This window comes from Skermanella stibiiresistens SB22, assembly GCF_000576635.1.
In the GTDB taxonomy this organism is placed as follows: Bacteria; Pseudomonadota; Alphaproteobacteria; order Azospirillales; family Azospirillaceae; genus Skermanella; species Skermanella stibiiresistens.
Window position 1 is genome coordinate 14535 of sequence record NZ_AVFL01000032.1, and the last position, 21815, is coordinate 36349.

At 66.1% G+C, this 21815-nt stretch carries 24 protein-coding genes; 14 read left to right on the forward strand and 10 right to left on the reverse strand.

Annotated features, from left to right (window positions below; translation table 11 throughout):
• Positions 1-191 precede the first annotated feature (191 nt).
• From tatB to N825_RS29085, 6 genes are all read left to right on the forward strand, one after another.
• The gene (gene tatB, locus N825_RS29060) at positions 192-713 is read left to right on the forward strand and encodes a Sec-independent protein translocase protein TatB (RefSeq protein ID WP_037459615.1); all 522 of its coding nucleotides are present in this window, start codon (positions 192-194) and stop codon (positions 711-713) included.
• A complete protein-coding gene (tatC, locus tag N825_RS29065) occupies positions 710-1510 on the forward strand; it encodes a twin-arginine translocase subunit TatC (protein WP_037459617.1) in 801 nt (266 codons plus the stop codon). The genes tatB and tatC overlap by 4 nt, the downstream gene beginning before the upstream one ends.
• 162 nt (positions 1511-1672) lie before the next feature.
• On the forward strand, positions 1673-2947 hold the full coding sequence (gene serS / locus N825_RS29070; RefSeq protein ID WP_037459619.1) for a serine--tRNA ligase: 1275 nt from the start codon (positions 1673-1675) through the stop codon (positions 2945-2947).
• A complete protein-coding gene (gene surE / locus N825_RS29075; protein ID WP_037459622.1) occupies positions 2940-3722 on the forward strand; it encodes a 5'/3'-nucleotidase SurE in 783 nt (260 codons plus the stop codon). The genes serS and surE overlap by 8 nt, the downstream gene beginning before the upstream one ends.
• Positions 3719-4384 (forward strand): protein-L-isoaspartate(D-aspartate) O-methyltransferase, encoded by a 666-nt coding sequence (locus N825_RS29080; RefSeq protein WP_037459629.1) that lies wholly within the window; start codon positions 3719-3721, stop codon positions 4382-4384. The genes surE and N825_RS29080 overlap by 4 nt, the downstream gene beginning before the upstream one ends.
• A gap of 5 nt (positions 4385-4389) precedes the next feature.
• Entirely contained in the window at positions 4390-5721 is a 1332-nt protein-coding gene (locus N825_RS29085) for a LysM peptidoglycan-binding domain-containing M23 family metallopeptidase (RefSeq protein ID WP_037459696.1), read from the forward strand.
• Here N825_RS29085 and N825_RS29090 read toward each other — a convergent pair.
• A complete protein-coding gene (locus N825_RS29090) occupies positions 5678-6553 on the reverse strand; it encodes an ATP-binding protein (RefSeq protein ID WP_051513460.1) in 876 nt (291 codons plus the stop codon). The genes N825_RS29085 and N825_RS29090 overlap by 44 nt on opposite strands.
• A 228-nt stretch (positions 6554-6781) precedes the next feature.
• Between N825_RS29090 and yajC the strand changes: the two genes are divergently transcribed.
• Both yajC and N825_RS29100 read left to right on the forward strand, forming a co-directional pair.
• On the forward strand, positions 6782-7228 hold the full coding sequence (gene yajC / locus N825_RS29095) for a preprotein translocase subunit YajC (protein ID WP_084165159.1): 447 nt from the start codon (positions 6782-6784) through the stop codon (positions 7226-7228).
• A gap of 101 nt (positions 7229-7329) precedes the next feature.
• Positions 7330-7698 (forward strand): Mth938-like domain-containing protein, encoded by a 369-nt coding sequence (locus N825_RS29100; protein WP_342666055.1) that lies wholly within the window; start codon positions 7330-7332, stop codon positions 7696-7698.
• Between the two features lie 78 nt (positions 7699-7776).
• On the opposite strand, the gene N825_RS29105 is transcribed toward N825_RS29100, so the two are convergent.
• From N825_RS29105 to hpnC, 4 genes are all read right to left on the reverse strand, one after another.
• Positions 7777-8376 carry a superoxide dismutase gene (locus N825_RS29105; RefSeq protein ID WP_037459632.1) on the reverse strand — a complete coding sequence of 200 codons (600 nt, stop codon included), beginning with the start codon at positions 8374-8376 and terminating at the stop codon, positions 7777-7779.
• 66 nt (positions 8377-8442) lie between these two features.
• Positions 8443-9771 carry a hydroxysqualene dehydroxylase HpnE gene (gene hpnE / locus N825_RS29110; protein ID WP_051513485.1) on the reverse strand — a complete coding sequence of 443 codons (1329 nt, stop codon included), beginning with the start codon at positions 9769-9771 and terminating at the stop codon, positions 8443-8445.
• Positions 9772-9778: 7 nt separating this feature from the next.
• A complete protein-coding gene (hpnD, locus tag N825_RS29115) occupies positions 9779-10654 on the reverse strand; it encodes a presqualene diphosphate synthase HpnD (RefSeq protein ID WP_051513461.1) in 876 nt (291 codons plus the stop codon).
• On the reverse strand, positions 10651-11523 hold the full coding sequence (hpnC, locus tag N825_RS29120) for a squalene synthase HpnC (RefSeq protein WP_037459633.1): 873 nt from the start codon (positions 11521-11523) through the stop codon (positions 10651-10653). Before hpnC ends, hpnD begins: the two co-directional genes overlap by 4 nt.
• Before the next feature lie 141 nt (positions 11524-11664).
• Between hpnC and N825_RS29125 the strand changes: the two genes are divergently transcribed.
• Positions 11665-12516 carry a phytoene/squalene synthase family protein gene (locus N825_RS29125; protein WP_037459635.1) on the forward strand — a complete coding sequence of 284 codons (852 nt, stop codon included), beginning with the start codon at positions 11665-11667 and terminating at the stop codon, positions 12514-12516.
• Here the strand turns inward: N825_RS29125 and N825_RS29130 are convergent.
• Both N825_RS29130 and trmFO read right to left on the reverse strand, forming a co-directional pair.
• Positions 12513-13688: a GAF domain-containing sensor histidine kinase gene (locus tag N825_RS29130; protein WP_037459636.1), complete on the reverse strand. Its 1176-nt coding sequence runs from the start codon at positions 13686-13688 to the stop codon at positions 12513-12515. The genes N825_RS29125 and N825_RS29130 overlap by 4 nt on opposite strands.
• Positions 13689-13886: 198 nt before the next feature.
• The gene (gene trmFO, locus N825_RS29135) at positions 13887-15254 is read right to left on the reverse strand and encodes a methylenetetrahydrofolate--tRNA-(uracil(54)-C(5))-methyltransferase (FADH(2)-oxidizing) TrmFO (protein WP_037459638.1); all 1368 of its coding nucleotides are present in this window, start codon (positions 15252-15254) and stop codon (positions 13887-13889) included.
• A gap of 157 nt (positions 15255-15411) precedes the next feature.
• On the opposite strand from trmFO, the gene N825_RS29140 reads away from it, so the two are divergent.
• A complete protein-coding gene (locus N825_RS29140; RefSeq protein WP_198038954.1) occupies positions 15412-15912 on the forward strand; it encodes a DUF1499 domain-containing protein in 501 nt (166 codons plus the stop codon).
• 16 nt (positions 15913-15928) lie between these two features.
• On the opposite strand, the gene N825_RS37105 is transcribed toward N825_RS29140, so the two are convergent.
• Complete coding sequence (locus N825_RS37105; protein ID WP_157619613.1) at positions 15929-16267, reverse strand: hypothetical protein; 339 nt, start codon at positions 16265-16267, stop codon at positions 15929-15931.
• 98 nt (positions 16268-16365) lie between these two features.
• Between N825_RS37105 and N825_RS29150 the strand changes: the two genes are divergently transcribed.
• Complete coding sequence (locus N825_RS29150) at positions 16366-16779, forward strand: DUF3574 domain-containing protein (protein ID WP_037459641.1); 414 nt, start codon at positions 16366-16368, stop codon at positions 16777-16779.
• 6 nt (positions 16780-16785) lie between these two features.
• On the opposite strand, the gene metW is transcribed toward N825_RS29150, so the two are convergent.
• Positions 16786-17445 carry a methionine biosynthesis protein MetW gene (metW, locus tag N825_RS29155; protein WP_051513466.1) on the reverse strand — a complete coding sequence of 220 codons (660 nt, stop codon included), beginning with the start codon at positions 17443-17445 and terminating at the stop codon, positions 16786-16788.
• Positions 17442-18662 (reverse strand): homoserine O-acetyltransferase MetX, encoded by a 1221-nt coding sequence (gene metX, locus N825_RS29160; RefSeq protein ID WP_037459642.1) that lies wholly within the window; start codon positions 18660-18662, stop codon positions 17442-17444. The genes metW and metX overlap by 4 nt, the downstream gene beginning before the upstream one ends.
• Positions 18663-18827: 165 nt before the next feature.
• On the opposite strand from metX, the gene N825_RS29165 reads away from it, so the two are divergent.
• The 3 genes from N825_RS29165 (at position 18828) to N825_RS29175 (ending at position 21815) form a co-directional block, all read left to right on the forward strand.
• Entirely contained in the window at positions 18828-19703 is an 876-nt protein-coding gene (locus tag N825_RS29165) for a chorismate mutase (protein ID WP_037459644.1), read from the forward strand.
• A gap of 72 nt (positions 19704-19775) precedes the next feature.
• Positions 19776-20891, forward strand: a complete 1116-nt coding sequence (gene hisC / locus N825_RS29170; protein WP_037459645.1) for a histidinol-phosphate transaminase — start codon at positions 19776-19778, stop codon at positions 20889-20891.
• A 3-nt stretch (positions 20892-20894) separates the two neighbouring features.
• Positions 20895-21815: a prephenate/arogenate dehydrogenase family protein gene (locus N825_RS29175; protein WP_037459647.1), complete on the forward strand. Its 921-nt coding sequence runs from the start codon at positions 20895-20897 to the stop codon at positions 21813-21815.

The following is a 21815-nucleotide window of genomic DNA, read 5'->3' on the forward strand; positions in this document are numbered from 1 at the left end:
AAGCCGTGACCCAGCCGGTGGTTCAGCCAGTGACGCATGCCCCCTCGACCGGCGTTCCGACCGTGGACCATACCGTCACGGTCAAGAAGGACGAGACGGCGAACACCTGATCGGCACCGGCGCCTTCGTGATGCCGCGTACCGTCCCGAACACTACAGGCGGCGCTCAATGCCGCCCTTGGACGATCCATAATGCTTGATATTGGTTGGTCCGAACTGCTCGTCATCGCCGTGGTGGCGTTGGTCGTCATAGGGCCGAAGGACCTGCCGAAGGTCCTGAAGACCGTCGGTATCTGGGTCCGGAAGGCGCGCATGCTGACCCGTGATTTCCAGAACAGCGTGGACGAGATGATCCGCGAGGCCGATCTGGAGGACGTGCGCAAGCAGGCGTCGGAGTTGCGGAACCTGAACCTGTCCCGCGAGGTCGAGAAGACGATCGACCCATCGGGATCGTTGCGTGACGCCTTCGACCCGAACATCACGTCCAGTCCCTCGGTCACGGCCCGGCCGCGCGCCGAGCCGGCTGAGGATCCGGAGGCCGCGGACGACAGACGAGCCCACGCCGACCAGATCACTGACAAGCCCGATACTCCTGAACCGGTCGCCAACCTTCCGGTGGTGGCACCGGAGCCTCAGCTTCCCGCCACGCAGGCCGACCTGAAGATTCCCGAGCCGGCCCCCGTGCCGGCCGCTACACCTGAAAAGCGGGCATGACCACCGTGAGCGACGACGGCCTCGACGACAGCAAGATGCCGCTGCTCGATCACCTGATCGAGCTGCGCAACCGACTGATGTACTCGATCGCGGCGGTCTTCGCCGCGTTCCTGGTCTGCTATTATTTCAGCCCCGACATCTACGCCTTCCTGGTCCGCCCCTTGGCCGACCTGCTGGGGCATGAAGGCCGGCGGATGATCTACACCGGCCTGACCGAGGCGTTCTTCACCTATGTCAAGGTGGCGTTCTGGGCGGCCATGTTCCTGGCTTTCCCGATCATCGCCAGCCAGCTCTGGATGTTCGTGGCGCCCGGCCTCTACAAGCACGAGCGCAACGCTTTCCTGCCGTTCCTGGTCGCCACCCCGATCATGTTCTTCATGGGCGGCGCGCTGGTCTACTACGCCATCTTCCCGCTGGCTTGGAGGTTCTTCCTCAGCTTCGAGCAATTGGCGCCCGGACCGGAGGGGCTACCGATCCAGTTCGAGGCGCGCGTCGGGGAATACCTGTCGCTCGTCATGACGCTGATCTTCGCGTTCGGCATCGCCTTCCAGCTGCCGGTTCTGCTGACCTTGCTGGCGCGTGCCGGCATCGTCTCGTCCGAGCAGCTGGCGTCCAAACGCAAATACGCGATCGTCGTCATCCTGATCGTCGCGGCCGTCCTGACCCCACCCGACGTGATCAGCCAACTGGGGCTCGCGTTTCCATTGTACGGGTTGTACGAAATCTCGGTGCAGATCGCGCGCCTGATGGAGAAGCAGAAGGCCAAGCGTGAGGCGGAGGCCGACGCGGCCTTGTGAGCCGCGCCGCATGGGCCGGATAGGTTGGCTGGGCTGGGTCGGGCGCGCAACAGAGTGCGGCCGAATCAGCACAGCCGGCGCCGCTCGAGTCCGCATGGCTGGACCGAAGACATGAGGGGCTTTATAAACAATCTCCCGTAACGTCTTCGATCCAGTGGTGTCATGCACGACTTACGCCTGATTCGCGATAACCCCGAAGCTTTCGACCTTGGTCTGGCGAGACGCGGGCTGTCGTCCATGTCGGGCGAGATTCTCGGCCTGGACGCCCGCCGCCGCGCGGCGCTGACCGCCCTGCAGGAGATGCAGGCGCGGCGCAATGAAGCTTCCAAGGAGATCGGCAAGGCAAAGCGCGAAGGCCGCGACGCCCAAGATCTCATAGCGGAGGTCGCGGCCCTCAAGGAGAACATCCAGCGGACCGAGGAGGAGGAGGCCGGGATCGGCGCCACGCTCGATAGCCTGCTCGCCAGCCTTCCCAACCTGCCCGCCGCCGACGTCCCCGATGGTCCCGACGAGAGCGGCAATGTCGAGCTGCGCCGGGTCGGCGAGCCCACGCGCTCCAACGCGGCGCTAGAGCATTTCGAGCTTGGCGAGAAGCTGGGCATGATGGACTTCGCCGCCGGGGCCAAGCTGTCCGGCGCCCGGTTCACCGTACTACGCGGCAAGCTCGCCCGGCTGGAGCGGGCGATCGGCCAATTCATGCTCGACCTCCACGTCGACGAGCATGGTTACACCGAGGTGATGCCGCCGCTGATGGTGCGTGATGAAGCCGCCTTCGGCACCGGCCAGTTGCCGAAGTTCGCGGAGGATCTGTTCCGCACCACCACCGGCCATTGGCTGATCCCGACCGCCGAGGTGCCGCTGACCAATCTGGTCGCCGATCGCATCCTGGATCTCGAGGACCTGCCGTTGCGCATGGCCGCGCTGACGCCGTGCTTCCGGTCGGAGGCGGGCGCGGCCGGCAAGGACACCCGCGGCATGATCCGGCAGCACCAGTTCTGGAAGGTCGAGATGGTCAGCGTGACCGGACCGGACCAGTCGAACGCCGAGCACGAGCGCATGACCCAATGCGCTGAGACGGTGCTGAAGCGGCTGGAGCTGCCGTTCCGCACGATCGCGCTGTGCACCGGCGACATGGGCTTTTCGGCGACCAAGACCTATGACATCGAGGTCTGGCTGCCGGGCCAGAACGCCTATCGCGAGATTTCCAGCTGCTCGACCTGTGGCGATTTCCAGGCCCGGCGCATGAAGGCCCGGTGCCGGCCGCGTGGCGATAAGAACACACAGTTCGTCCATACGCTGAATGGATCGGGAGTCGCGGTCGGACGGTGCCTAATCGCTGTCATGGAAAACTTTCAGCAACCAGATGGGTCCATAGTCGTGCCGGAAGCCTTGCGGCCCTACATGGGTGGACTCGATAGGATTGCGGCGGATGCTTAAGGCTCCCCTGGACGCTTCGAAGGCGCGTATCCTGCTGTCGAATGATGACGGTATCCATGCCCCCGGGCTGGAGGTGCTGGAGAAGATCGCCCGTACCCTGTCGGATGATGTCTGGGTGGTGGCGCCGGAGACGGAGCAGTCCGGAGCCAGCCATTCGCTGACCTTGCACCGGCCGTTGCGGATGCGCCAGATCACCGATCGGCGCTTCGCGGTGGACGGCACGCCGACCGACTGCGTGCTGCTGGCGATCAACCACATCCTGAAGGACCGCAAGCCCGATCTGGTACTGTCCGGCGTCAATCACGGCAGCAACCTGGGTGAGGACGTCACGTATTCCGGTACGATCGCCGCCGCGATGGAGGCGACGCTGCTGGGGGTTCCGGCCATCGCCATGAGCCAGCACCTCGATCCCGCCGTTCCCGCCTTGTGGCAGACGGCGCTTCATTGGGGTCCGGAGGTGGTCCGCAAGGCGGTCTCGGTCGCCTGGCCACGCAACGTGCTGATGAATGTCAACTTTCCCAGCGTCGAGCCCGGTCTGGCGAACGGCATCCACGTCGTCCGCCACGGTCAGCGCAAGGTCGGCGACGACTTGACGGAGCGGGTCGATCCCAGGGGCAGGGCCTATTTCTGGATCGGAACACTGCGCGGAGAGGCCGACACGCTGCCCGACACCGACATCGGGGTGGTGCTGGACAAGGGGATCGCGATCACGCCCTTGTTCCTGGACCTGACCCACACGCCAACCCTGGACACGCTGAGGACGGTGTTCGCTTGAGCATCGACGCGCGCAAGATCCGCCTGATCATGCAGCTCCGCAGATCGGGCGTCACCGACACGGCCGTGCTCGCCGTGATCGAACGCTTGCCGCGCGAGGCCTTCGTGCCGCCGTCCTTTCTAGACCAAGCCTATGAGGACATGGCCTTGCCGATCGGTTCGGGCCAGACGATCAGCCAGCCGCTGGTGGTCGCGATGATGACCCAGGCGCTCGAGCTGCATAACCGGTTGAAGGTGCTGGAGATTGGAACCGGCTCTGGCTATCAGGCGGCGGTGCTGTCCAGGCTGACCCGCAGGGTCTACACGATCGAACGCCACCGTCCGCTGCTCCACGACGCGGAGGCCCGCTTCCACCAGCTGGGGCTGCACAACATCACGACCCGGGCGGGAGACGGAACCAAGGGCTGGCCCGAGCAGGCGCCGTTCGACCGCATCCTGGTCACGGCCGCCGCCGATGGCGACATCCCGAAGGAACTGACCGATCAATTGGCGGTCGGGGGAGTGATGGTCGCCCCGATGGGGAACACGCGCCGTGATCAGCGCGTCTACCGCATCCGCCGAACCGAGGCCGGTTTGCACCGGGAGGAGCTATGGCCCGTCCGATTCGTGCCCCTGCTGCCGGAGCCGGTTCCGGTTCCGGTCGCGCGCGCCCGTTCGTTGTGACCGACATGGGGAAAACCAATCTCGCCATCGTGATGGTCGCGTCGGCGCTGGCGGTGACGTCCTGCGCCCGGCGCGACGCGCCGGCGCCCGTGTCGATCTATCAGGAACAGCCGGTTCCGTCGGCACCCGGCATGGTCACGGTCGCCCGCGGTGACAGCGTGTCCGAGATCGCCACCCGTTATGGCGTCCCTGTCCGCGACGTGATCGATCTCAACAACCTGAAGCCGCCTTACGCCCTGGCTGTCGGTCAGCGGCTGCGCCTGCCCACCGCGCGGTTCCATACCGTGCGGAAGGGCGACACGATGCTGGGCATCTCGCGCATGTACCAGGTCGGTATGTCGGACCTCGCCCGGAACAACGGTCTCCAGGAACCCTACGCGATCAAGATCGGCCAGCAACTTCGCTTGCCCGGTGGCGGTGACGCCCCGACCCTGGTCGCGGAGAACGCCACCGGGCAGCAGCGCAACGCCATGTCCGCGCGCTCTGTACCGGAAGCGGCGCCACGGCCCGCCGTATCGACCCAGGAGTTGGCGCCGCCCGTCGTCACCCAGGCCCCCAGCGATAGCTTCGTTCCGCCACCCGGCTACGGCATCGCGCGGTCCGGCTCGATGTCGGCACCAGTGGCGACGCAAGCCCCGAGTGCGCCACAAGTGGTCGTGGAGCAGCCAGCGGCGGTCCAGGAGCCAAGTCGGCAGGTAGCCGCGTTGGCTCCTCCCCCCGCTTCGGTGCAGGTGCCGCGGCCAGTTCCTCGGGTTCCATCGAAGCCTGCGTTGGCGCCGCCCCCGCCGGACACCGTGGAGCGGACGGTCGCGGCGACCATTCCCGAAGCCGCGCCGCCTGTCGTCGCGGCGCCGGCTCCGGTGGTCGCCACCAAGCCGCCAGCCGTGGATTTGGTGGAGCCCCGGAGTTCCGGACAATTCCAGTGGCCGGTGCGCGGCACGATCCTGTCGGAGTTCGGGCCGAAGCCGGGCGGGCTGCATAACGACGGCTTGAACATCAGCGCCGCCAAAGGATCCTCGGTCGTGGCGGCCGAGAACGGCGTGGTCGCCTATGCCGGCAACGAGCTGAGGGGCTTCGGCAACCTGCTGCTGATCCGCCACGCCGATGGCTGGGTCAGCGCCTACGCCCATCTGGACGATATGATGGTGGACCGCGGCGCCAAGGTGAAGCGGGGGCAGAAGATCGGCACGGTCGGCAGCACCGGCAACGTGTCGGCCCCGCAGCTCCATTTCGAGCTGCGCAAGGCCAACCGCGCGATCGATCCCCGCGATTATCTGTCCGGCGAGAAACGCGTCAGTCGAGACGTTTCCCGAGACGGCCAGCCAGATCCTGGATGAACTGCCACGCGACGCGGCCGGATCGGCTGCCGCGCGTCATCGACCATTCGATCGCCTCGGCCCGCAGCCGCTCGACCGGCACGTCGAGCCCGAAGCGGTCGGCATAGCCCTCGATCATCGCGAAGAAGGTCGGCTGGTCGCAGTTGTGGAAGCCCAGCCACAGGCCGAAACGATCGGACAGTGAGACCTTCTCCTCGACCGATTCATGGGGGTTGATCGCGGTCGAACGCTCGTTCTCGATCATGTCGCGCGACATCAGGTGGCGCCGGTTGGACGTGGCGTAGAATACGACGTTGTCCGGCCGTCCCTCGATGCCGCCGTCCAGAACCGCCTTCAGCGACTTGTACGCCGCGTCGTCATGGTCGAACGACAGATCGTCGCAGTACAGCACGAAGCGGCGGTCGCTGGAGCGCAGCAGGTTGAGCAACTCGGGCAGCGACGGGATGTCCTCGCGGTGGATCTCCACCAGCGCCAGCACACCGGGACGCTCCTCCGCGATGGTGGCGTGGACGGCCTTGACCAGGGAGCTCTTGCCCATGCCGCGGGCGCCCCACAGCAGCGCGTTGTTGGCCGGCAAGCCGTCGGCGAAGCGGCGGGTGTTCTCCAGCAGGGTGTCGCGCTGGCGCATGACACCCTGGAGGAGCGGCAGCTCAACCCGGTTGACGCGGGGAACCGGCACCAGCCGGCGGCCCTCGGCGTGCCAGGTAAAGGCGTCGGCGCCGGACAGGTCGGGCGACGGGGCGGACGGCGGGGCCAGCCGGTCGAGCGCGTCCGCGATTCGGGCGAGCAGGACGGGTAGGGATGTCTCGTCTTTGTCTGAAGCTGTTTGCACTGACCGGGAACCTGACTACATATGCGGTAGGAATGTGGAGCCCGGTCGTCTCGATCGGGCCGGATGGGCGGTGAACCCTAGCATAGCTCGGGCGCCGCACAAGTCGGGTGAACCAGTCTCCTAAGGAGTTCCGGCTGGCGATCCAGTCACGGCCGGTTTCGATTGCAACGCGGGCGCGGGCCGGTATAGTCCCGCGATCCGCCAAGAATAGAGTGAGAGGAGCACCGGATGTTCGTATCAACGGCCTATGCACAGGCCGCGGATGGGGCGGGAGCGGCTGGTCTGATGTCGTTTCTGCCGCTTATCCTGATCTTTGTCGTCTTCTATTTCCTGCTGATCCGTCCGCAGCAAAAGAAGCTGAAAGAGCATAAGGCGATGCTCGAGTCCATGCGCCGCGGCGACCGTGTCGTCACCGGTGGTGGCATCATCGGCACGATCATGAAGGTCGGCAACGACGACGAACTGGTGGTCGAGATCGCCGAGGGCGTCCGCGTCCGCGTGCTCCGGTCCACGGTCAACATGGTGCTGGCGAAGACCGAACCCGCCAAGGGCGGCCGGACCACCACCACGGTGGACGACAAGGACGGTGCCGTCACCGACGCCGTGGTCGAGCCGGTCCAGGACAACGTCACGGCTCCGTCGCGCGGCATTGGCAAGATGTTCGGCCGCAAGTAAGCCGCCGATCGTCCGTCATGGCTGGGTTGTCGGGGCGGGTACCCGACGACCCGACCGGGCGATTTAGAGCTTCCGGGAACCCTGGAGAAACCATCTTGGATGTGACGCCGCTGATCCCGGCCGACCGCCAGGTCATCGATTCCTACGGTCCTGGCATTTTCCGCGTTAGTGGAACCCTCTACGAAGGCCCGCTGCTGGTCTTCCCCGACCGCGCGCAAGCGTGGTCCGCGACGGATTTCGCCAGTCTGACGGTTGCGAGCTTTGACGTCATCCGCGGCTCCGAGCCGGCGGTCGAGATCCTGCTTCTGGGCTCCGGTCCCAAGATGGGGCTCCTGCCGTCCAAGCTGAGGCGCGAGTTGCGCGAGGCCGGCATCGTGGTCGACGTGATGGAGACCGGCGCCGCGTGCCGGACCTACAACGTCCTCCTGTCGGAGGAACGCAGGGTGGCGGCGGCCTTGCTGCCGGTTTGATCCCAAACCCTTCGCCGACACGAAAAAAGGGGCCCAACCGGGCCCCTTTCTTCATGCGCGGCATCGCGTCGGGGCTGGTCAGCCCTTGTGCATCAGCTCGGCGACGAATTCCCAGTTGACCATGTTGTCCAGGTACGCCTTGAGATAGTCGGCGCGCCGGTTCTGGTAATCCAGGTAGTAGGAGTGTTCCCACACGTCGCAGCCGAGCAGGACGGTCTGGCCGTGGACGAGGGGGTTCTCACCGTTCGGCGTCTTGGTGACCTTCAGCTTGCCACCGTCGACGACCAGCCACGCCCAGCCGCTGCCGAACTGCGTCAGGCCGGCCTGGGTGAAGGCCTCCTTGAACTTGTCGACGCCGCCCAGATCCTCGTTGATCTTGGTCTCGAGCTCGCCGGGGATGGAACCGCCGCCGCCCTTCTTCATCATCTGCCAGAACAGCGTGTGGTTCCAGTGCTGGCCGGCGTTGTTGAAGATCGCCTGCTTGGACGGATCGCCGTAGGAGGCCTTGACGATCTCCTCAAGCGGCTTGTCCGCCAGCGGGGTGTCCTTGATCAGGTTGTTGAGGGCCGTGACGTAGGCCTGATGGTGCTTGTCGTGGTGGAACTGCAGCGTCTGCGCCGACATGTAGGGATCGAGCGCATCGTACGCGTACGGCAGCGGGGGAAGTTCAAAGGCCATCGGTTCCTCATTATGTTATCGGGACAAGTGCCGCGGCGTTGATTGCCGAGGCAAATTCGCTTGAGGCTACGCCCGTTGAGATATGTCCATCGGGCTCCGATGTGAAGCCCGGATGTCGGGTTGGCCCGGCCTTTCGACCGATGAATACCTTAACAGCAGGGAAGCGGCGTTGTTTCCCGACCGAATGGCGCCTTCGATCGTGGCTGGTAAACCGGTCGCCGTCCAGTCCCCCGCGAGCGAGAGGTTCGGAAACCCGGTCCGGGCACCGGGGCGTTGTTCCGAGTCGGCTGGCGTCTGGCGGAAGGTCGCCCGCTTTTCCTTGATGATCCGGGCTGGCGGCATCGCCTCGGACAGGCCGCAGGCGCCGGCGACATCGCGCCACAGCAGCGCCGCCAAATCCCCGGCCGATTGGTCCATCAGCCGGTCGGCCGCGCTGACGGTGACGGAGATCACGTCGTCCCGCGCGAACAGCCATTCGGCCGTCCCGCCGATCAGGCCCAGGAAGATCTGGCCGCCTGGAAGGGTTGCCGGCCGGTCCAGTCTATAATGGGCGTTCAGGATCGCGGTGTGCGCCTCCGGCACCGTCAAGCCAGGCAGCAGTTCGGCGGTGCCGGCGGGAGGTAGGGCCAGAACCACGGCATCCCCTTGAGCCAGTTCGACGGTGTCACCGGCGAACTCCAGCGCCGCGACCCGCCCGTCGCGGACCTCCAACCGCCGCAGCCGGGCGCGTGTCCGCAGTTCGAAGCCGCGTTTCCCCAGCCAAGCCAGCGCGGGATCGATGAAGGTGTCGGACAGGCCGCGCCGCGCGATGAAGGGTTGGCAGGCCGCTCCACCGCGCATGAAGGTCTCGGCGACCACGGCGCCCATCAGGCGCGCCGAGCCAAGCTTCGGGTCGATGTTGAGCGCCGCGACGGCCAAGGGCTCCCACAGGCGCTTGTAGAGCGTCGATGTGGTGTCTAAGCGATCCCCCACGGTCGCCCCCGGCGCCGCCCGAAGGAGCTTCAGCAGGGCCAGGTAGTCACGAAACCGGGTGCCGGGCACCCGGCGGCTCGGGACCAGCATCCACCAGGGCAGGGGGCCCGCATTGGGCCGCAAGGTCCAGCGTTCGCCGGTGGCCAGGTCCAGGAACGGGAACTCGGCGGGTTCCGCCGCAGCGATCAGCCGATCCCGGGCACCGATTCGGTCGAGCAGGCCGAAGGCGGCGTGGTTGCCACCCAGCAGCAGGTGGTTGCCGTTGTCGATGGTCCTGTCCAGCACGGGGTCATGGAGCGAGCGGCAACGCCCGCCCGCCTGTCCCGCCGCCTCGTGCAGCACCACCTTCCGCCCGCTGTCGGAGAGGGAAACGGCGGCGGCGATGCCAGCCACGCCAGCGCCGACGATATGTATCGTCGTCATCGGGATATCACCGGGCCGGCGGCTGTCCAAGCAGGCAGCGGAACGTGATCCAGGCCTTCTCCGACTTCGTCAGCCGCGGACGTTGCCCAATGTCGCGCCAGCCGCGGGCCCGCAGGCGCGTCAGCGTCCTCCGGTACAGCATCATCATCGCCCGGGCCGCCCACAAGCGGCGCCTCGGCCAATCGGCCAGCAGCCTATCGGCTTCGGCGAAGCGGGCCTCCGCCATGTCCGCCAGCGTGTCGCACACCTTGGCGAGACCGGGATGGCGCAGCACCTCCGCCGGGTCGGTGGCGGTGATGCCGGCACGAATCAGCAGTTCGCGGGGCAGATAGAGGCGGCCGATCCGGGCGTCCTCCTCCAGGTCGCGGAGGATGTTGGTCATCTGGAGCGCGTCGCCGACAGCCAGGGCAAAGGCCTCGGTGTCGGGTTCCGCGCGGTCGAACACGCGGATCACCAGGAGGCCGACGGCGCCGGCGACCCGGCGGCAGTAGACCTTGAAGGTGTCGAGCGAGGGTGCCCGCAAGGGGGTGCCCAGATCCATCGCCATGCCGTCGATCACGGCTTCCAGCTCGCCCCGCGGCAGGTGATAGCGGGCGATGGCGTCGGCCAAGGCTACGGCAACCGGGCCGGTCGGAGCGCCACCGAGGTAGAGCGAGCGGATCTGTTCGCGCCACGCCGCCAGGGCGGCTCGCTTCTCATCGATCGAACCCGGTTCGTCCACGATGTCGTCGACCTGCCGGCAGAAGGCGTAGATCGCGAACATCGCGTTCCGCTTTGGCTTGGGCAGCAGCAGCATTGGCCAGTAGAAGGTGGTTCCGGACTTCCCGGCGATTTCCCCTGGATGGGCACCAGGATCGCGGGAGTCCGCCGTCTCGACGGTCATCTGATACTGAGTCCCGAGGCGATGCCGCGCAGGGTTGCCACCACCCGGCCGGAGGTCGTCAGCTTGACCCGGCGGGCGAGGGGATCCTGGCGCCGCAGCCGGCGCGACAAGGCCCGCGCCAGGGTCAGGATCACCGCCGACTCCAGTCGCAAGCCCCGATGGTTCACGAGGCTGGGCAAGGGCGCGGCGCGCTCCAGCAGGGCATCCACCTGATCCAGCGTGCGGTCCAGGATCGCCCGCAGGGCCTCGTTGGATCCCCGCTCGACCAAGCGCTCCGGGCTGACCTTGGACTGTTCGAACCAGATCCGCGGGATATAGCAGCGTCCCAGGTCGACCCAATCGTCGCGGCAGTCCTGCAGGTGGTTGAGGATTTGGAGCGCCGCGCACAGCGCGTCGGACGGACCCACGGCCTTTGGTCCCTCGCCATGGAGATCGAGCAGGTAGCGGCCCACCGGCGCCGCCGAATAGCGGCAGTAGAGCATCAGGTCGCTCCACGTCCGGCACGGCGTGTTCTTGGCGTCGCGGCGGAACGCCTGGAGGACTTGGCGGGCATGGGTGTCCGGAACGCCGGTCAGCTTCAGGCTGGCGGCCAGATCGAGCGCCGGCTGAAGGTAGGCGCTGTGCGCCTCGCCCTTGACCAAGGCGCGCTCCAACGCGTCCAGGTGGCTGAGCTTCAGCTCGGGCTCCAGATCGGGATCGTCGGCGATGTCGTCGGCCAGCCGGACGAAATGGTAGAAGGCCATCACATGAGGGCGGAGACGCTTGGGCAGAAGCCTCGACGCGACCGGGAAATTCTCTCCGGCGGCGTCCTTCTTGGCTGTCGGCTCGGCGCTGCCAGTGGTTGGCGGTGCTATGTTGAACTCGGCCATGGGTGTCCGCGTTAGCGAGGTCGGGCTACAGGGTCTGGCCGATCAGCCGCGCGAGGCCAATATGTCATGGCGCCAGAGGTCCACTATAGAGCATGTTGTCCCTGGTTTCCTTCGTCACGATGCGGCTTCCCCCGAAATTTCATGGCTAACTCCGACGCGGCCCTGTCCTACTGCGGACAGGAAGTCCGAAAATATGACAATGACCGGTTCCTCACCTGCCTGTTCGCTCCCGCTGACCGGCGGGAGGCCCTGTTCGCGCTCCACGCCTTCAACCTGGAGATCGCCAAGACCAGGGAAGTGGTGTCCGAACCGGTACTTGGCCAGATCCGGCTGCAATGGTGGCACGACAGCATCGGCGAACTCTATGACGGCGCGTCGCGCCGCCACGAGGTGCTGCTGCCCCTTGGCGAGGCGATCCGCCGGTTCGATCTGACGCGTGGGCATTTCGAGACCTTGATCGATGGACGTGAGACGGATTTGATGGACGAGGCGCCCGCCGACAAGACCTGCCTGACGAGCTATGCCGAGGTCACGTCAGCTCCGTTGGCACGACTGGCGCTGGAGATCCTGGGCGTGCGCGACCCGGCGGCCCATACAGCCGCCCGCCATGTCGGCATCGCCTGGGCCTTGACTGGCCTGCTGCGCGCCGTTCCGTTCCACGCCCGTGGCCACCGCCTGTATCTGCCGAAGGATGTTCTTGGAAAGCATGGAGTCAGCGAGCAATCGCTGTTCGATCTGAAGCCACCGGAACAGCTGAAGGCGGTGGTCGCGGAGGTGGCGGCCATGGCGCGGACGCATCTGGAGGAGGCGAGGGCCCTGCGGCCGCGGGTGCCGCGCGCCGCCCATCCAGCCCTGCTGACCGCCAGCCTCACCGACACCTATCTGAAGGTCATCGCCAAGGCTGGCAACGACGTGTTCGCCCCCCGGGTCCAGATGCCCAACCCGTTCCGACAGGCGGTGCTGGCATGGCGGGCGATGACCGGAAGATACTAGGGCCGCGGCATCGTGAACGTGAAGGTCGTGCCGTCGCGATCCGAGGACGTCACCTCCATGCGGCCGCCGTGTGACCGGGCGATCTCGGACGCGATGTAGAGGCCAAGCCCCAAGCCCGCCTGCGGCTTCGCGGACACCGAGCGGTGGAATGGCTGGAACAGCTGCGGTAGCGTTTCCCTCGGGATGGCGGGGCCGTGGTTGGAGACCGAAAGCACGAAGGCGTCCGGGCTTCCTCCGGAACCGGAACTGGCGGAAACGGTGACTGGCTGATCCGATGCGCCATGGGTCAGCGCGTTCATCAGCAGGTTCGACAAAAGCTGGGCGATCCGGTCCCGGTCGCAGAAAACAACTTCCGGGATTCGCAGGCTGGTGTGGATGACGCGGTTGGAGCCAGCGCCCTTCAGTTCGGCGATCACGTGCAGAAGCGCCTCCTCAAGGTCTCGGCACGGCTGCATGTCGACGGGAATGCCGCCGCCCAGCCGCCCACGCGCGAAGTCCAGGACGTCGTCGACCAGGCGGGACGCGCGCTCGCTGCTCGTCCGCATGTGATTGAGGATCGACAGCATCGTCGCGTCGGTGGCCCGGCGTGTCAGGAGGTCCGCTCCCGAACTGATCGCGAACAGCGGGTTCCGCAGGTCGTGACCGAGCACCGCGATGAACTGCTCCCGCAACTCGGCGGTTTGCCGTTGATCCAGCAGGTCCTCCTGCGCCTTCCTATGCCGGTCCTCGGATTCCAATTGAACCGAGATCAGCTTGGAAAAGGATTCCATCATGGAGGTGACCTTGAGGTCCGAGAGCTTGGCCGGCAGGGGATCTATGGCGCACAAGGTGCCGAAATACTCACCATTCACCTTGAAGATCGGGAACGAGATATAGCTCTCGAACTGGTACATCCTCGGTATCGGGTGGTCGCGGTATGTCGGGTTCTCACTGACGTTATCGATGACCACGGGACGCTTCAGGTCGCGAACCTCCGCGCAAAGCGTCGTCGTGATGTCGAGTTCAGCGCCGGGCCTCAAGCCAAAGTCGATCTTGTCCAGCACGGCGCATGCCGTCCACGACCCCTCGGTGACACGCGCCACGGTGACGAAGCGCATGCCCGTCGTCTCGGCGACCACTTCCAGGATGGAGGGTATCGCGCTGATCCGGCCCACGGCTTCCACATCGGCCATGACCGACCGGCGCCTTGAGCTCAAGTCTTTCGAGGGTCTTAAGGACTCGGGGTTCTCAGGATTCACAAGGGTTCCCACAGGCACCTAGGTTGGCCTTCCATCTTCACCGCTCCGATGCCTGGATTTGCTTGCCGTGAGCGTAGATCGACCGGTCCCCCGCATCAAGCGCGGGCTTTGGGGCGATGGGATGGCGTTGGACTATTCCGCCGCCTGCCGGGTCCCCAGCCACCCACCCAGATCGGATAGGGCGCGTCGCGTGTAGGCCAGCTTGCGGTCTCGACCTTTGATTTTACCGTCAAGATCGGGAAAAAGTCCGAAATTCACGTTCATCGGCTGGAAGGTCTCCGCCTCGGCACCACCAGTGATGTGGCTGAGCAACGCTCCCAGCGCCGTCGTCGGGGGAGGGTTGGGACACACCTGACCGGTCCGATCGGCGGCGGCGAAACGGCCGGTGAGCAGGCCCATGGCGGCGGATTCCACATAACCCTCCACACCGGTCACCTGTCCGGCGAAACGAAGCCGCAACATCGCCTTCAGCCGCATCTGCCCATCCAGCAGCTTGGGGCTGTTCAGGAAGGTGTTGCGGTGCAAGCCGCCCAAGCGCGCGAACTCGGCGTTCTCCAAGCCGGGGATCATACGGAATACCCGCGTCTGGTCGGCGTATTTCATCTTCGTCTGGAAACCGACCAGATTGTAGAGCGTGCCCAGGGCATTGTCCTGGCGCAGTTGGACAATCGCGTGGGATCGCGTTCCCGTGTGGGGGTTGGTCAAGCCCACGGGCTTCATCGGGCCATAGCGCAAGGTGTCGATGCCGCGCGACGCCATCACCTCGATCGGCAGGCAGCCCTCGAAGTAGGGGGTGTTCTTCTCCCACTCCTTGAAGTCGGTCTTGGGCGCGTCGATCAGGGCCTGGATGAAGGCTTGGTACTGATCGCGGTCCATCGCGCAGTTGATGTAATCCTTGCCCGTGCCGCCGGGCCCGGGCTTGTCATAGCGCGACTGGAACCACGCCTTCGACAGGTCGATGCTCTCGGTGTGGACGATCGGCGCGATGGCGTCGAAGAAGGCGAGGCTTTCCTCCCCGGTCAACTCACGCACCGCTTCGGCCAGGGCTGGCGAGGTCAGGGGGCCGGTCGCCACGATGACGTTGTCCCAATCGTCGGGTGGCAAGCCGGCGACCTCCTCCCGCACCAGGGTCACCAACGGGTGGTTCTCCAGAGCTTCGGACACGGCCTTGGAGAAGGCGTCGCGGTCGACCGCGAGCGCGCCACCGGCGGGCACCTTGTGCAGATCAGCGCATCGGATGATCAGTGATCCGCACCGGCGCATCTCCTCGTGCAGCAATCCGACCGCGTTGTACTCGGCGTCGTCGGATCGGAACGAGTTGGAGCACACCATCTCGGCCAGTCCATCGGTCTGATGGGCGTCGGTCTTCCGCACGGGGCGCATCTCATGCAGCACGACCGGCACGCCGGACGCGGCGATCTGCCAAGCCGCCTCGCTGCCGGCGAGCCCGCCGCCGATGACATGGATTTCCCGATCTTGGATCCGAGATGATGGGGTCATGGATATGCTTGCCTTCCTGATTTCAACTGCGCAGATGGCGCATCGGCCGCCGATTGGCAAGAGCTTGGTGACGCTCGCCTGAATGACCGCTTGCATGCTCGCGGACCGCGCGGGCAAATCATCGGCTTCGGATGTGAACCCCGTCGGGAGGTGCCTTGTGAAATCAATAGCCAGAGTGGCGCTCGTCGTGGTCTTGGTGGCGGTCGCCGGCTGGTATGGTTGGCAGCTTGGCCCCTGGGCCGACGCCACGCCTTACGCGGAACCGATCGACTTCGCCAATCTGGAACTGGCGTCGTCGCCAAATCAGTATCTGGTGGCACCCGTCGGCGCGACGCCGAAGGCGAAGCCGGATGCCGTCAGCCCCGTCTTCGCGGTGCCGGTAGACACCCTGCGCGACGCGGTGCTGGCGGTCACGGCCGAGGCGCCCCGCTTCAAGGTCCTCGATCGATCCGCGGATGGCACGCGGATGGTGCTGGTCCAGCGGAGCGCCATCCTGCGCTTTCCCGACTACATCAACGTGGAGATCCTGCCGGCGGGTCAGGATGGTTCCACGCTCGCCGTGTACAGTCGGTCGCGGTTCGGCTACTCGGACGTGGGCGTCAACCGCGCGCGGGTCGAGGCTCTGCTGGCCGACGTCCGTCGGCGGATCGGTGGGTGATCCTACCGCTCCCGCGTCACTGCTGTCGCGGGGGAGTACCCGCCGAGGGCGGTGGGTTGGCGCGGTCGTTCTGGGCCTCGCCGGGTGCCGTCATGTCGGCGGGGGCGTCGCTGGCCCGAGGTGTCGCGCCAGGCATTCCGGCCTCCCCTTGGCCGGTGAGTTCGCGGCTGGGAGCTTCCCCGGAAATACCGGGAGTGGGCGCCAGTTGATCGGTCGTTGTCTGGTCGCGCGGCTGGGGAGCCGTCATCAGGGGCTTGTCGCCGGGATCGTTCGCGGGATTGGCCGGAGCCTGGGCGAAGGCGGCGGGGGACGCCACGATCAACGATGCCGCGGCGGCGAGCAGGATCTTGCGCATGACGGTGTTCCTTTCGCGGTGTAGCATCATACAACAGCTCAACCGAGCGGAAATTCCCGCGGGTCCGGCCTTGGGCTTGGCCGAAGGGGGGACACGCGATGCGCGACACGGTTTTGGCGGTCATGGTGGCCAGCGTCTTCTTGGGTGGTTGCGCGGGCCCGATGACCGTCGGCTGCGGTCCCGGCGGCAGTCCAGGCGTGGTGGCCGAGGTCGTCTTCGGCCGTAATATCGGCGACGCCCTCGGCGTGAGTGACGCGGATTGGAACCGCTTCCTGGACGAGGAGGTGACACCGCGTTTTCCAGATGGCCTGACCGTCTTGGATGCGGGTGGGCAGTGGCGCGACACCGAGCGCGGCACGGTGGTGCGCGAGCCGAGCAAGGTTGTCGTGATCGTGCTGTTGGACGAGGTGCTGGACCGGCCCCGGATCGGGCAGATCGCCGAAGCCTATAAGACCAAGTTCAAGCAGCAGGCCGTGTTGACCATGCTGCGGCCGGCTTGCGTCAGCTTCTAGGCTCCGTCAGTCGCCCATGCCGTTGCGCCGGAGCATGAAGACGCCCTGTTCGCCGAAGAAGTTGGCGACGCCATCGGCCGAGGCGAGACGGGTGGGGCGATTGTCGCGTCCCAGGATCACGCTGCGGTCGATCGAGATGTCCAGCGTGTCGCACAGGCTGGTGAAATCCTTGATCGTGCAGAAATGGATGTTGGGTGTCTCGAACCACTCGTAGCCCAGGCGCTCGGTCACCGGCATGCGGCCCATCCATAGCAGGGCCATGCGGATGCGCCAGTAGCCGAAGTTCGGAAACGACACGATCGCCCGGCGCCCGATCCGGACCAACTCGTTCAGCACCGTCCGCGGTGCCCGCATGGCCTGGAGCGTCTGGCTGAGGATGACGTAGTCGAAGGCGCCGCTCGGATAGTCCTTCAGGTCGGTCTCGGCGTCGCCCTGGATGACCGACAGGCCGTGGCTGACGCAAGTATGCACGCCGTCCATGCTGAGCTCGATGCCGCGGCCGTCGACGTTCTTCTCGTGGACGAGATAGTCCAGCAAGGCTCCATCGCCGCAGCCGATGTCGAGCACGCGGCTTGATGGATCGACCATGTCGGCGATCAGCTTGAGGTCGAGCCGGATGCCGCCGGAACGGCGGCTTCGGATCGAGGTGCCGTCCAGTGGGCTCATACCAGGGCCGCCCTTCTGTTGGTCAGGCCGCGGTGCTCGGCGCAGCCGTCCATGAAACCCCGCACCACTTGATGGAAATGCGGCTCCTCGAGCAGGAAGGCGTCGTGGCCCTTGTCGGTCGCGACCTCGACGAAACTGACATTGGCGGCGACCGCGTTCAACGCGTGGACGACGGCGCGCGACTCGGTGGTCGGGAACAGCCAGTCGCTGGAGAACGAGGTCAGGCAGAACCGTACCGGGGTGGGACCGCCCTCGTGCCGGAAGGCGTTGGCGAGCACGCCGCCATGTTCGGCGGCGAGGTCGAAGTAGTCCATCGCCCGCGTGATATAGAGATAGGAATTGGCATCGAACCGGTCGACGAAGGTGATGCCTTGGTGCCTGAGATAACTCTCGACCTGGAAATCCGCGTCGAACCCATAGGTCACGGTTTGGCGGTTCTGGAGGTTCCGGCCGAATTTGCGGTGGAGCGCCGCCTCCGACAGATAGGTGATGTGCGCGGCCATGCGCGCCACCGCCAGCCCGCGGTGGGGGCGCTTCTCCTGGTTGAGATAGTCGCCGTTGCACCAGTCGGGGTCGGCCATGATGGCTTGGCGCCCGACCTCGTGGAAGGCGATGTTCTGCGCGGAGTGGCGGGCCGCCGTCGCGATCGGCAGGGCGGCGAACACGGACTCCGGATAGCTGACCGCCCATTGCAGCACCTGCATGCCGCCCATCGACCCACCGACCACGCAGAAAAGTTTCTCGATGCCCAGGTGGTCGATCAGCAGCTTCTGGGCGCGGACCATGTCGGCGATGGTGATGACGGGGAAATCGAGACCATAGGGCCGGCCGGTGGCCGGGTTGCTTTCCGCCGGTCCGATGCTGCCCATGCAGCCGCCGATCACGTTGGAGCAGATCACGAAATAGCGGTCGGTGTCGATCGGCCGACCCGGGCCGACCAGCATGCTCCACCATCCGGGTTTTCCCGAGACGGGATGATAATCGGAGACGAAGTGATCACCGGTCAGCGCGTGGCAGACCATGACGGCGTTGGACTTGTCGGCGTTCAGCGTCCCATAGGTGCCGTAGGCGACGGTGAACCCGGAAAGTTCGACGCCGCAATCCAGGCGCATCGGCTGATCCACGCCCAGCGTCACCCGTTGGTTCGATCTTCCCGAGACGAAACCCTCAACCTCGGCCGTGGCCGGCGGCTGATTTAACGGAATGGACGCGGTCATCGGTCGAGCGAACCTGCTTCGATGGGGTAAGGGCGGAACCGCATAGCTAGGGAGCAAGCCATGGGGGTGTCAACGTTTTCTTTGATTTTACCCAGGTCCGATACTACTACTATCCGGCTTCGTCCACCGCCCCGACCCAACTCTGACCGGCAAGACCTGAAGTCCATGTCCTCACCTCCGCCATCGCTTGACGACCTGCGCCGCGAGATCGACGAAATCGATGACAAGATCCATGATCTGATCATGCGGCGCGCGCAGGTGGTCGAGCTCATCGGCATCGCGAAGCGGCCGGACAACCAGATCGTCCGTCCAGGGCGCGAGGCGACGATCCTGCGGCGGCTGGCCGCCCGGCATACCGGTACCTTTCCCCTGCCGGTGGTGGTCAGGCTGTGGCGCGAGATGATCGCCACATATTCGCGTATCCAGGGACCGATGGCGGTGGCCGTCTACGCGCCGGAGGAACGGCGCGGTTTCTGGGACGTCTCGCGCGATCATTACGGCGGTTCGATCCCGATGACGGCGGTCAACACGCCGGCGGCGGCGATCCGCGCCGTGGCCGACGGCACCGCGACCGTTGGCGTGGTGCCGATGCCGGAGGAGGACGACCACGATCCGTGGTGGCGCTACCTGATGAACCAGGACCCCAAGACGCCGAGGGTGGTCGCCAGCCTGCCGTTCTGCGGCCGCGGCAACGCGCGGGGTGACGATCGGGAGGCGCTGGCCATCGCCTTGATCCAGCACGAGCGCACCGGAGACGACCGCACGCTGCTCGGCATCGAACTGACCGAGGACAAGAGCCGCGGGCGTCTGAAGGACGCCTTGGAGGCGGCCGGCCTGACGACCGTCAGCTTCCGCAGCTGGACCGGGCGGGAGACGGGCGGCGGCCCCCTTCATCTGGTCGAGGTCGCCGACTTCGTCGACGCCAAGGACAATCGGCTCGCCGCCTTCGCCGCCAACATGGGAGACATCCTGTTGCGGACCATCCCGATCGGTGGTTTCGCGGTGCCCCTGAGCCATGCGGCGGATGCCAGGAAGATCTGACGCATTCGACGATTCCCCAACGATCCCTTCCACGACTCCACAGATCGACTTCATCAGGAAAGTAGCGTTGCCATGTCTGCTCCGGCTCCCCGTTCCGGAATTCTCGACATTTCGCCCTATGTCGGCGGCGAGGCCCATGCTCCTGGCGCCGACCGGCTGATCCGTCTCGCCTCCAACGAGGGAGCGCTGGGTCCCAGCCCGCGCGCCATGGAAGCGTACCAAGCGGCCGCGGCGGAACTGCATCGATACCCGGACGGTGGATCGACGGCGCTGCGTGACGGATTGGCGCGGCTGTATGGGCTCGACGCCGCCAGGATCATCTGCGGCACCGGATCGGACGAGCTGCTGGGGCTCCTGACCCGGGCCTACGCCGGCCCCGGCGACGAGGTGCTGTACAGCGCCCATGGTTTCCTGATGTACCCGATCTCGGCGATGGCGGTCGGGGCCAAGCCGGTGGCGGCGCCGGAGACGGGCCTGAAGGCCGATGTCGACGCCCTCTTGGCGCATGTCACCGAACGCACCAAGATCCTGTTCATCGCCAATCCGAACAACCCGACCGGCAGCTTCCTGACATCCGACGAGATGCGGCGCTTGCACGCCGGTCTGCCCGAGCATGTCGTGCTGGTGATCGACGCCGCCTACGCCGAATATGTCGACCGTCCCGATTACACCGCCGGTGAGGAGCTGGTGGAGGAGTTCGGCAACGTCGTGATGACGAGGACCTTCTCGAAGATCTACGCTCTTGGCGGATTGCGGCTGGGCTGGGCGTATTGCCCCCCCGCGATCGCCGATGTCCTGAACCGGGTGCGCGGCCCGTTCAACGTCAACTCGGCCGCCCAGATCGCCGGCGTCGCCGCCGTCGAGGACACCGCGTTCATCGAGGAGTCGCGGCGTCACAATGACATCTGGCGCGAGTGGCTGACCGCCCGGCTGACCGAGCTTGGGCTTGAGGTCCATCCCAGCATCGCCAACTTCGTCCTGGTGTCCTTCGCGACCAAGTCGGGGAGCGGACAGCCGGGTGACGGGAACCAGGCGGCGGAGGCCGCCCGGCAATTCCTGAAGGCGCGCGGCATCCTGGTCCGGCAAATGGGGGGTTACGGCCTGCCGCACTGCCTCAGGATGTCGATCGGCACCGAGGAGGAGATGCGCGCCGTGGTGGACGCGGTCGCCGCTTTCCTGAAAGGGTGATGCATGACCGCGATTGAACCCGTGGAACGGCCGGCTCCCGCGGGGGAGCCGCTGTTCGACCGCGTCGCCTTCATCGGCATCGGCCTGATCGGCTCGTCGATGGCGCGCGCCATCGCCAAGCTGGGCCTGGCCCGCGAGATCGTTTGCAGTGCCCGCAGTCAAGCGACATGCGACAAGGCGCTGGAGCTTGGGCTGGTCGCCCGTGCTTCAACCGACGCCGCCTCCGTGGTGGCGGACGCCGATCTGGTCGTGCTGTGCGCTCCCGTAGGCGCCTATGCCGCGATCGCTCCGGTGATCGGTCCGCGGCTTCGGCCCGGCGCGATCGTCACCGATGTCGGATCGGTCAAGCAGGCGGTGATCCGCGACGTCGCCCCTTATCTGCCCGAAGGCGTGCATCTGGTTCCGGGGCATCCGGTCGCCGGTACCGAGCACTCCGGACCGGAGGCGGGCTTCGCCGAACTGTTCGAGAACCGCTGGTGCATCCTGACACCGCCTCCGGGCGCCAACGAGGCGGCGGTCGACAAGGTCGCGGAGATGTGGCGCCGGTTTGGGTCGAACCTGGAGTTCATGGAGGCATCGCATCACGACAAGGTGCTGGCGATCACCTCGCATCTGCCGCACCTGATCGCCTACACCATCGTTGGCACCGCCACCGATCTGGAGGAGGACACCAAATCCGAGGTGATCAAGTTCTCGGCCGGTGGCTTCCGTGACTTCACCCGCATCGCGGCCAGCGATCCGGTCATGTGGCGCGACGTCTTCCTCAACAACCGTGAAGCCGTGCTGGAGATCATCCAGAGGTTCAACGAGGACCTGACGGCGCTTCAGCGCGCCATCCGGTGGGGCGAGGGCGACAAGCTGGAGGAGTTGTTCACCCGCACCCGCGCGATCCGCCGCGGCGTGATCGACGCCAAGCAGGCCTGA

What these genes read in the sequence shown, in the direction of transcription:
- N825_RS29105 (WP_037459632.1), bottom strand. Translation starts at nt 8,376, where the DNA reads ATGGCCTTTGAACTTCCCCCGCTGCCGTACGCGTACGATGCGCTCGAT.
- hpnC (WP_037459633.1), bottom strand. Translation starts at nt 11,523, where the DNA reads ATGGCCGAGTTCAACATAGCACCGCCAACCACTGGCAGCGCCGAGCCG.
- metX (WP_037459642.1), bottom strand. Translation starts at nt 18,662, where the DNA reads ATGACCGCGTCCATTCCGTTAAATCAGCCGCCGGCCACGGCCGAGGTT.
- N825_RS29150 (WP_037459641.1), top strand. Translation starts at nt 16,366, where the DNA reads ATGCGCGACACGGTTTTGGCGGTCATGGTGGCCAGCGTCTTCTTGGGT.
- tatB (WP_037459615.1), top strand. Translation starts at nt 192, where the DNA reads ATGCTTGATATTGGTTGGTCCGAACTGCTCGTCATCGCCGTGGTGGCG.
- N825_RS29130 (WP_037459636.1), bottom strand. Translation starts at nt 13,688, where the DNA reads ATGGCCGATGTGGAAGCCGTGGGCCGGATCAGCGCGATACCCTCCATC.
- hpnE (WP_051513485.1), bottom strand. Translation starts at nt 9,771, where the DNA reads ATGACGACGATACATATCGTCGGCGCTGGCGTGGCTGGCATCGCCGCC.
- N825_RS29175 (WP_037459647.1), top strand. Translation starts at nt 20,895, where the DNA reads ATGACCGCGATTGAACCCGTGGAACGGCCGGCTCCCGCGGGGGAGCCG.
- serS (WP_037459619.1), top strand. Translation starts at nt 1,673, where the DNA reads ATGCACGACTTACGCCTGATTCGCGATAACCCCGAAGCTTTCGACCTT.
- N825_RS37105 (WP_157619613.1), bottom strand. Translation starts at nt 16,267, where the DNA reads ATGCGCAAGATCCTGCTCGCCGCCGCGGCATCGTTGATCGTGGCGTCC.
- hpnD (WP_051513461.1), bottom strand. Translation starts at nt 10,654, where the DNA reads ATGACCGTCGAGACGGCGGACTCCCGCGATCCTGGTGCCCATCCAGGG.
- N825_RS29125 (WP_037459635.1), top strand. Translation starts at nt 11,665, where the DNA reads ATGGCTAACTCCGACGCGGCCCTGTCCTACTGCGGACAGGAAGTCCGA.
- N825_RS29165 (WP_037459644.1), top strand. Translation starts at nt 18,828, where the DNA reads ATGTCCTCACCTCCGCCATCGCTTGACGACCTGCGCCGCGAGATCGAC.
- metW (WP_051513466.1), bottom strand. Translation starts at nt 17,445, where the DNA reads ATGAGCCCACTGGACGGCACCTCGATCCGAAGCCGCCGTTCCGGCGGC.
- hisC (WP_037459645.1), top strand. Translation starts at nt 19,776, where the DNA reads ATGTCTGCTCCGGCTCCCCGTTCCGGAATTCTCGACATTTCGCCCTAT.
- yajC (WP_084165159.1), top strand. Translation starts at nt 6,782, where the DNA reads ATGTTCGTATCAACGGCCTATGCACAGGCCGCGGATGGGGCGGGAGCG.
- tatC (WP_037459617.1), top strand. Translation starts at nt 710, where the DNA reads ATGACCACCGTGAGCGACGACGGCCTCGACGACAGCAAGATGCCGCTG.
- trmFO (WP_037459638.1), bottom strand. Translation starts at nt 15,254, where the DNA reads ATGACCCCATCATCTCGGATCCAAGATCGGGAAATCCATGTCATCGGC.
- surE (WP_037459622.1), top strand. Translation starts at nt 2,940, where the DNA reads ATGCTTAAGGCTCCCCTGGACGCTTCGAAGGCGCGTATCCTGCTGTCG.
- N825_RS29085 (WP_037459696.1), top strand. Translation starts at nt 4,390, where the DNA reads ATGGGGAAAACCAATCTCGCCATCGTGATGGTCGCGTCGGCGCTGGCG.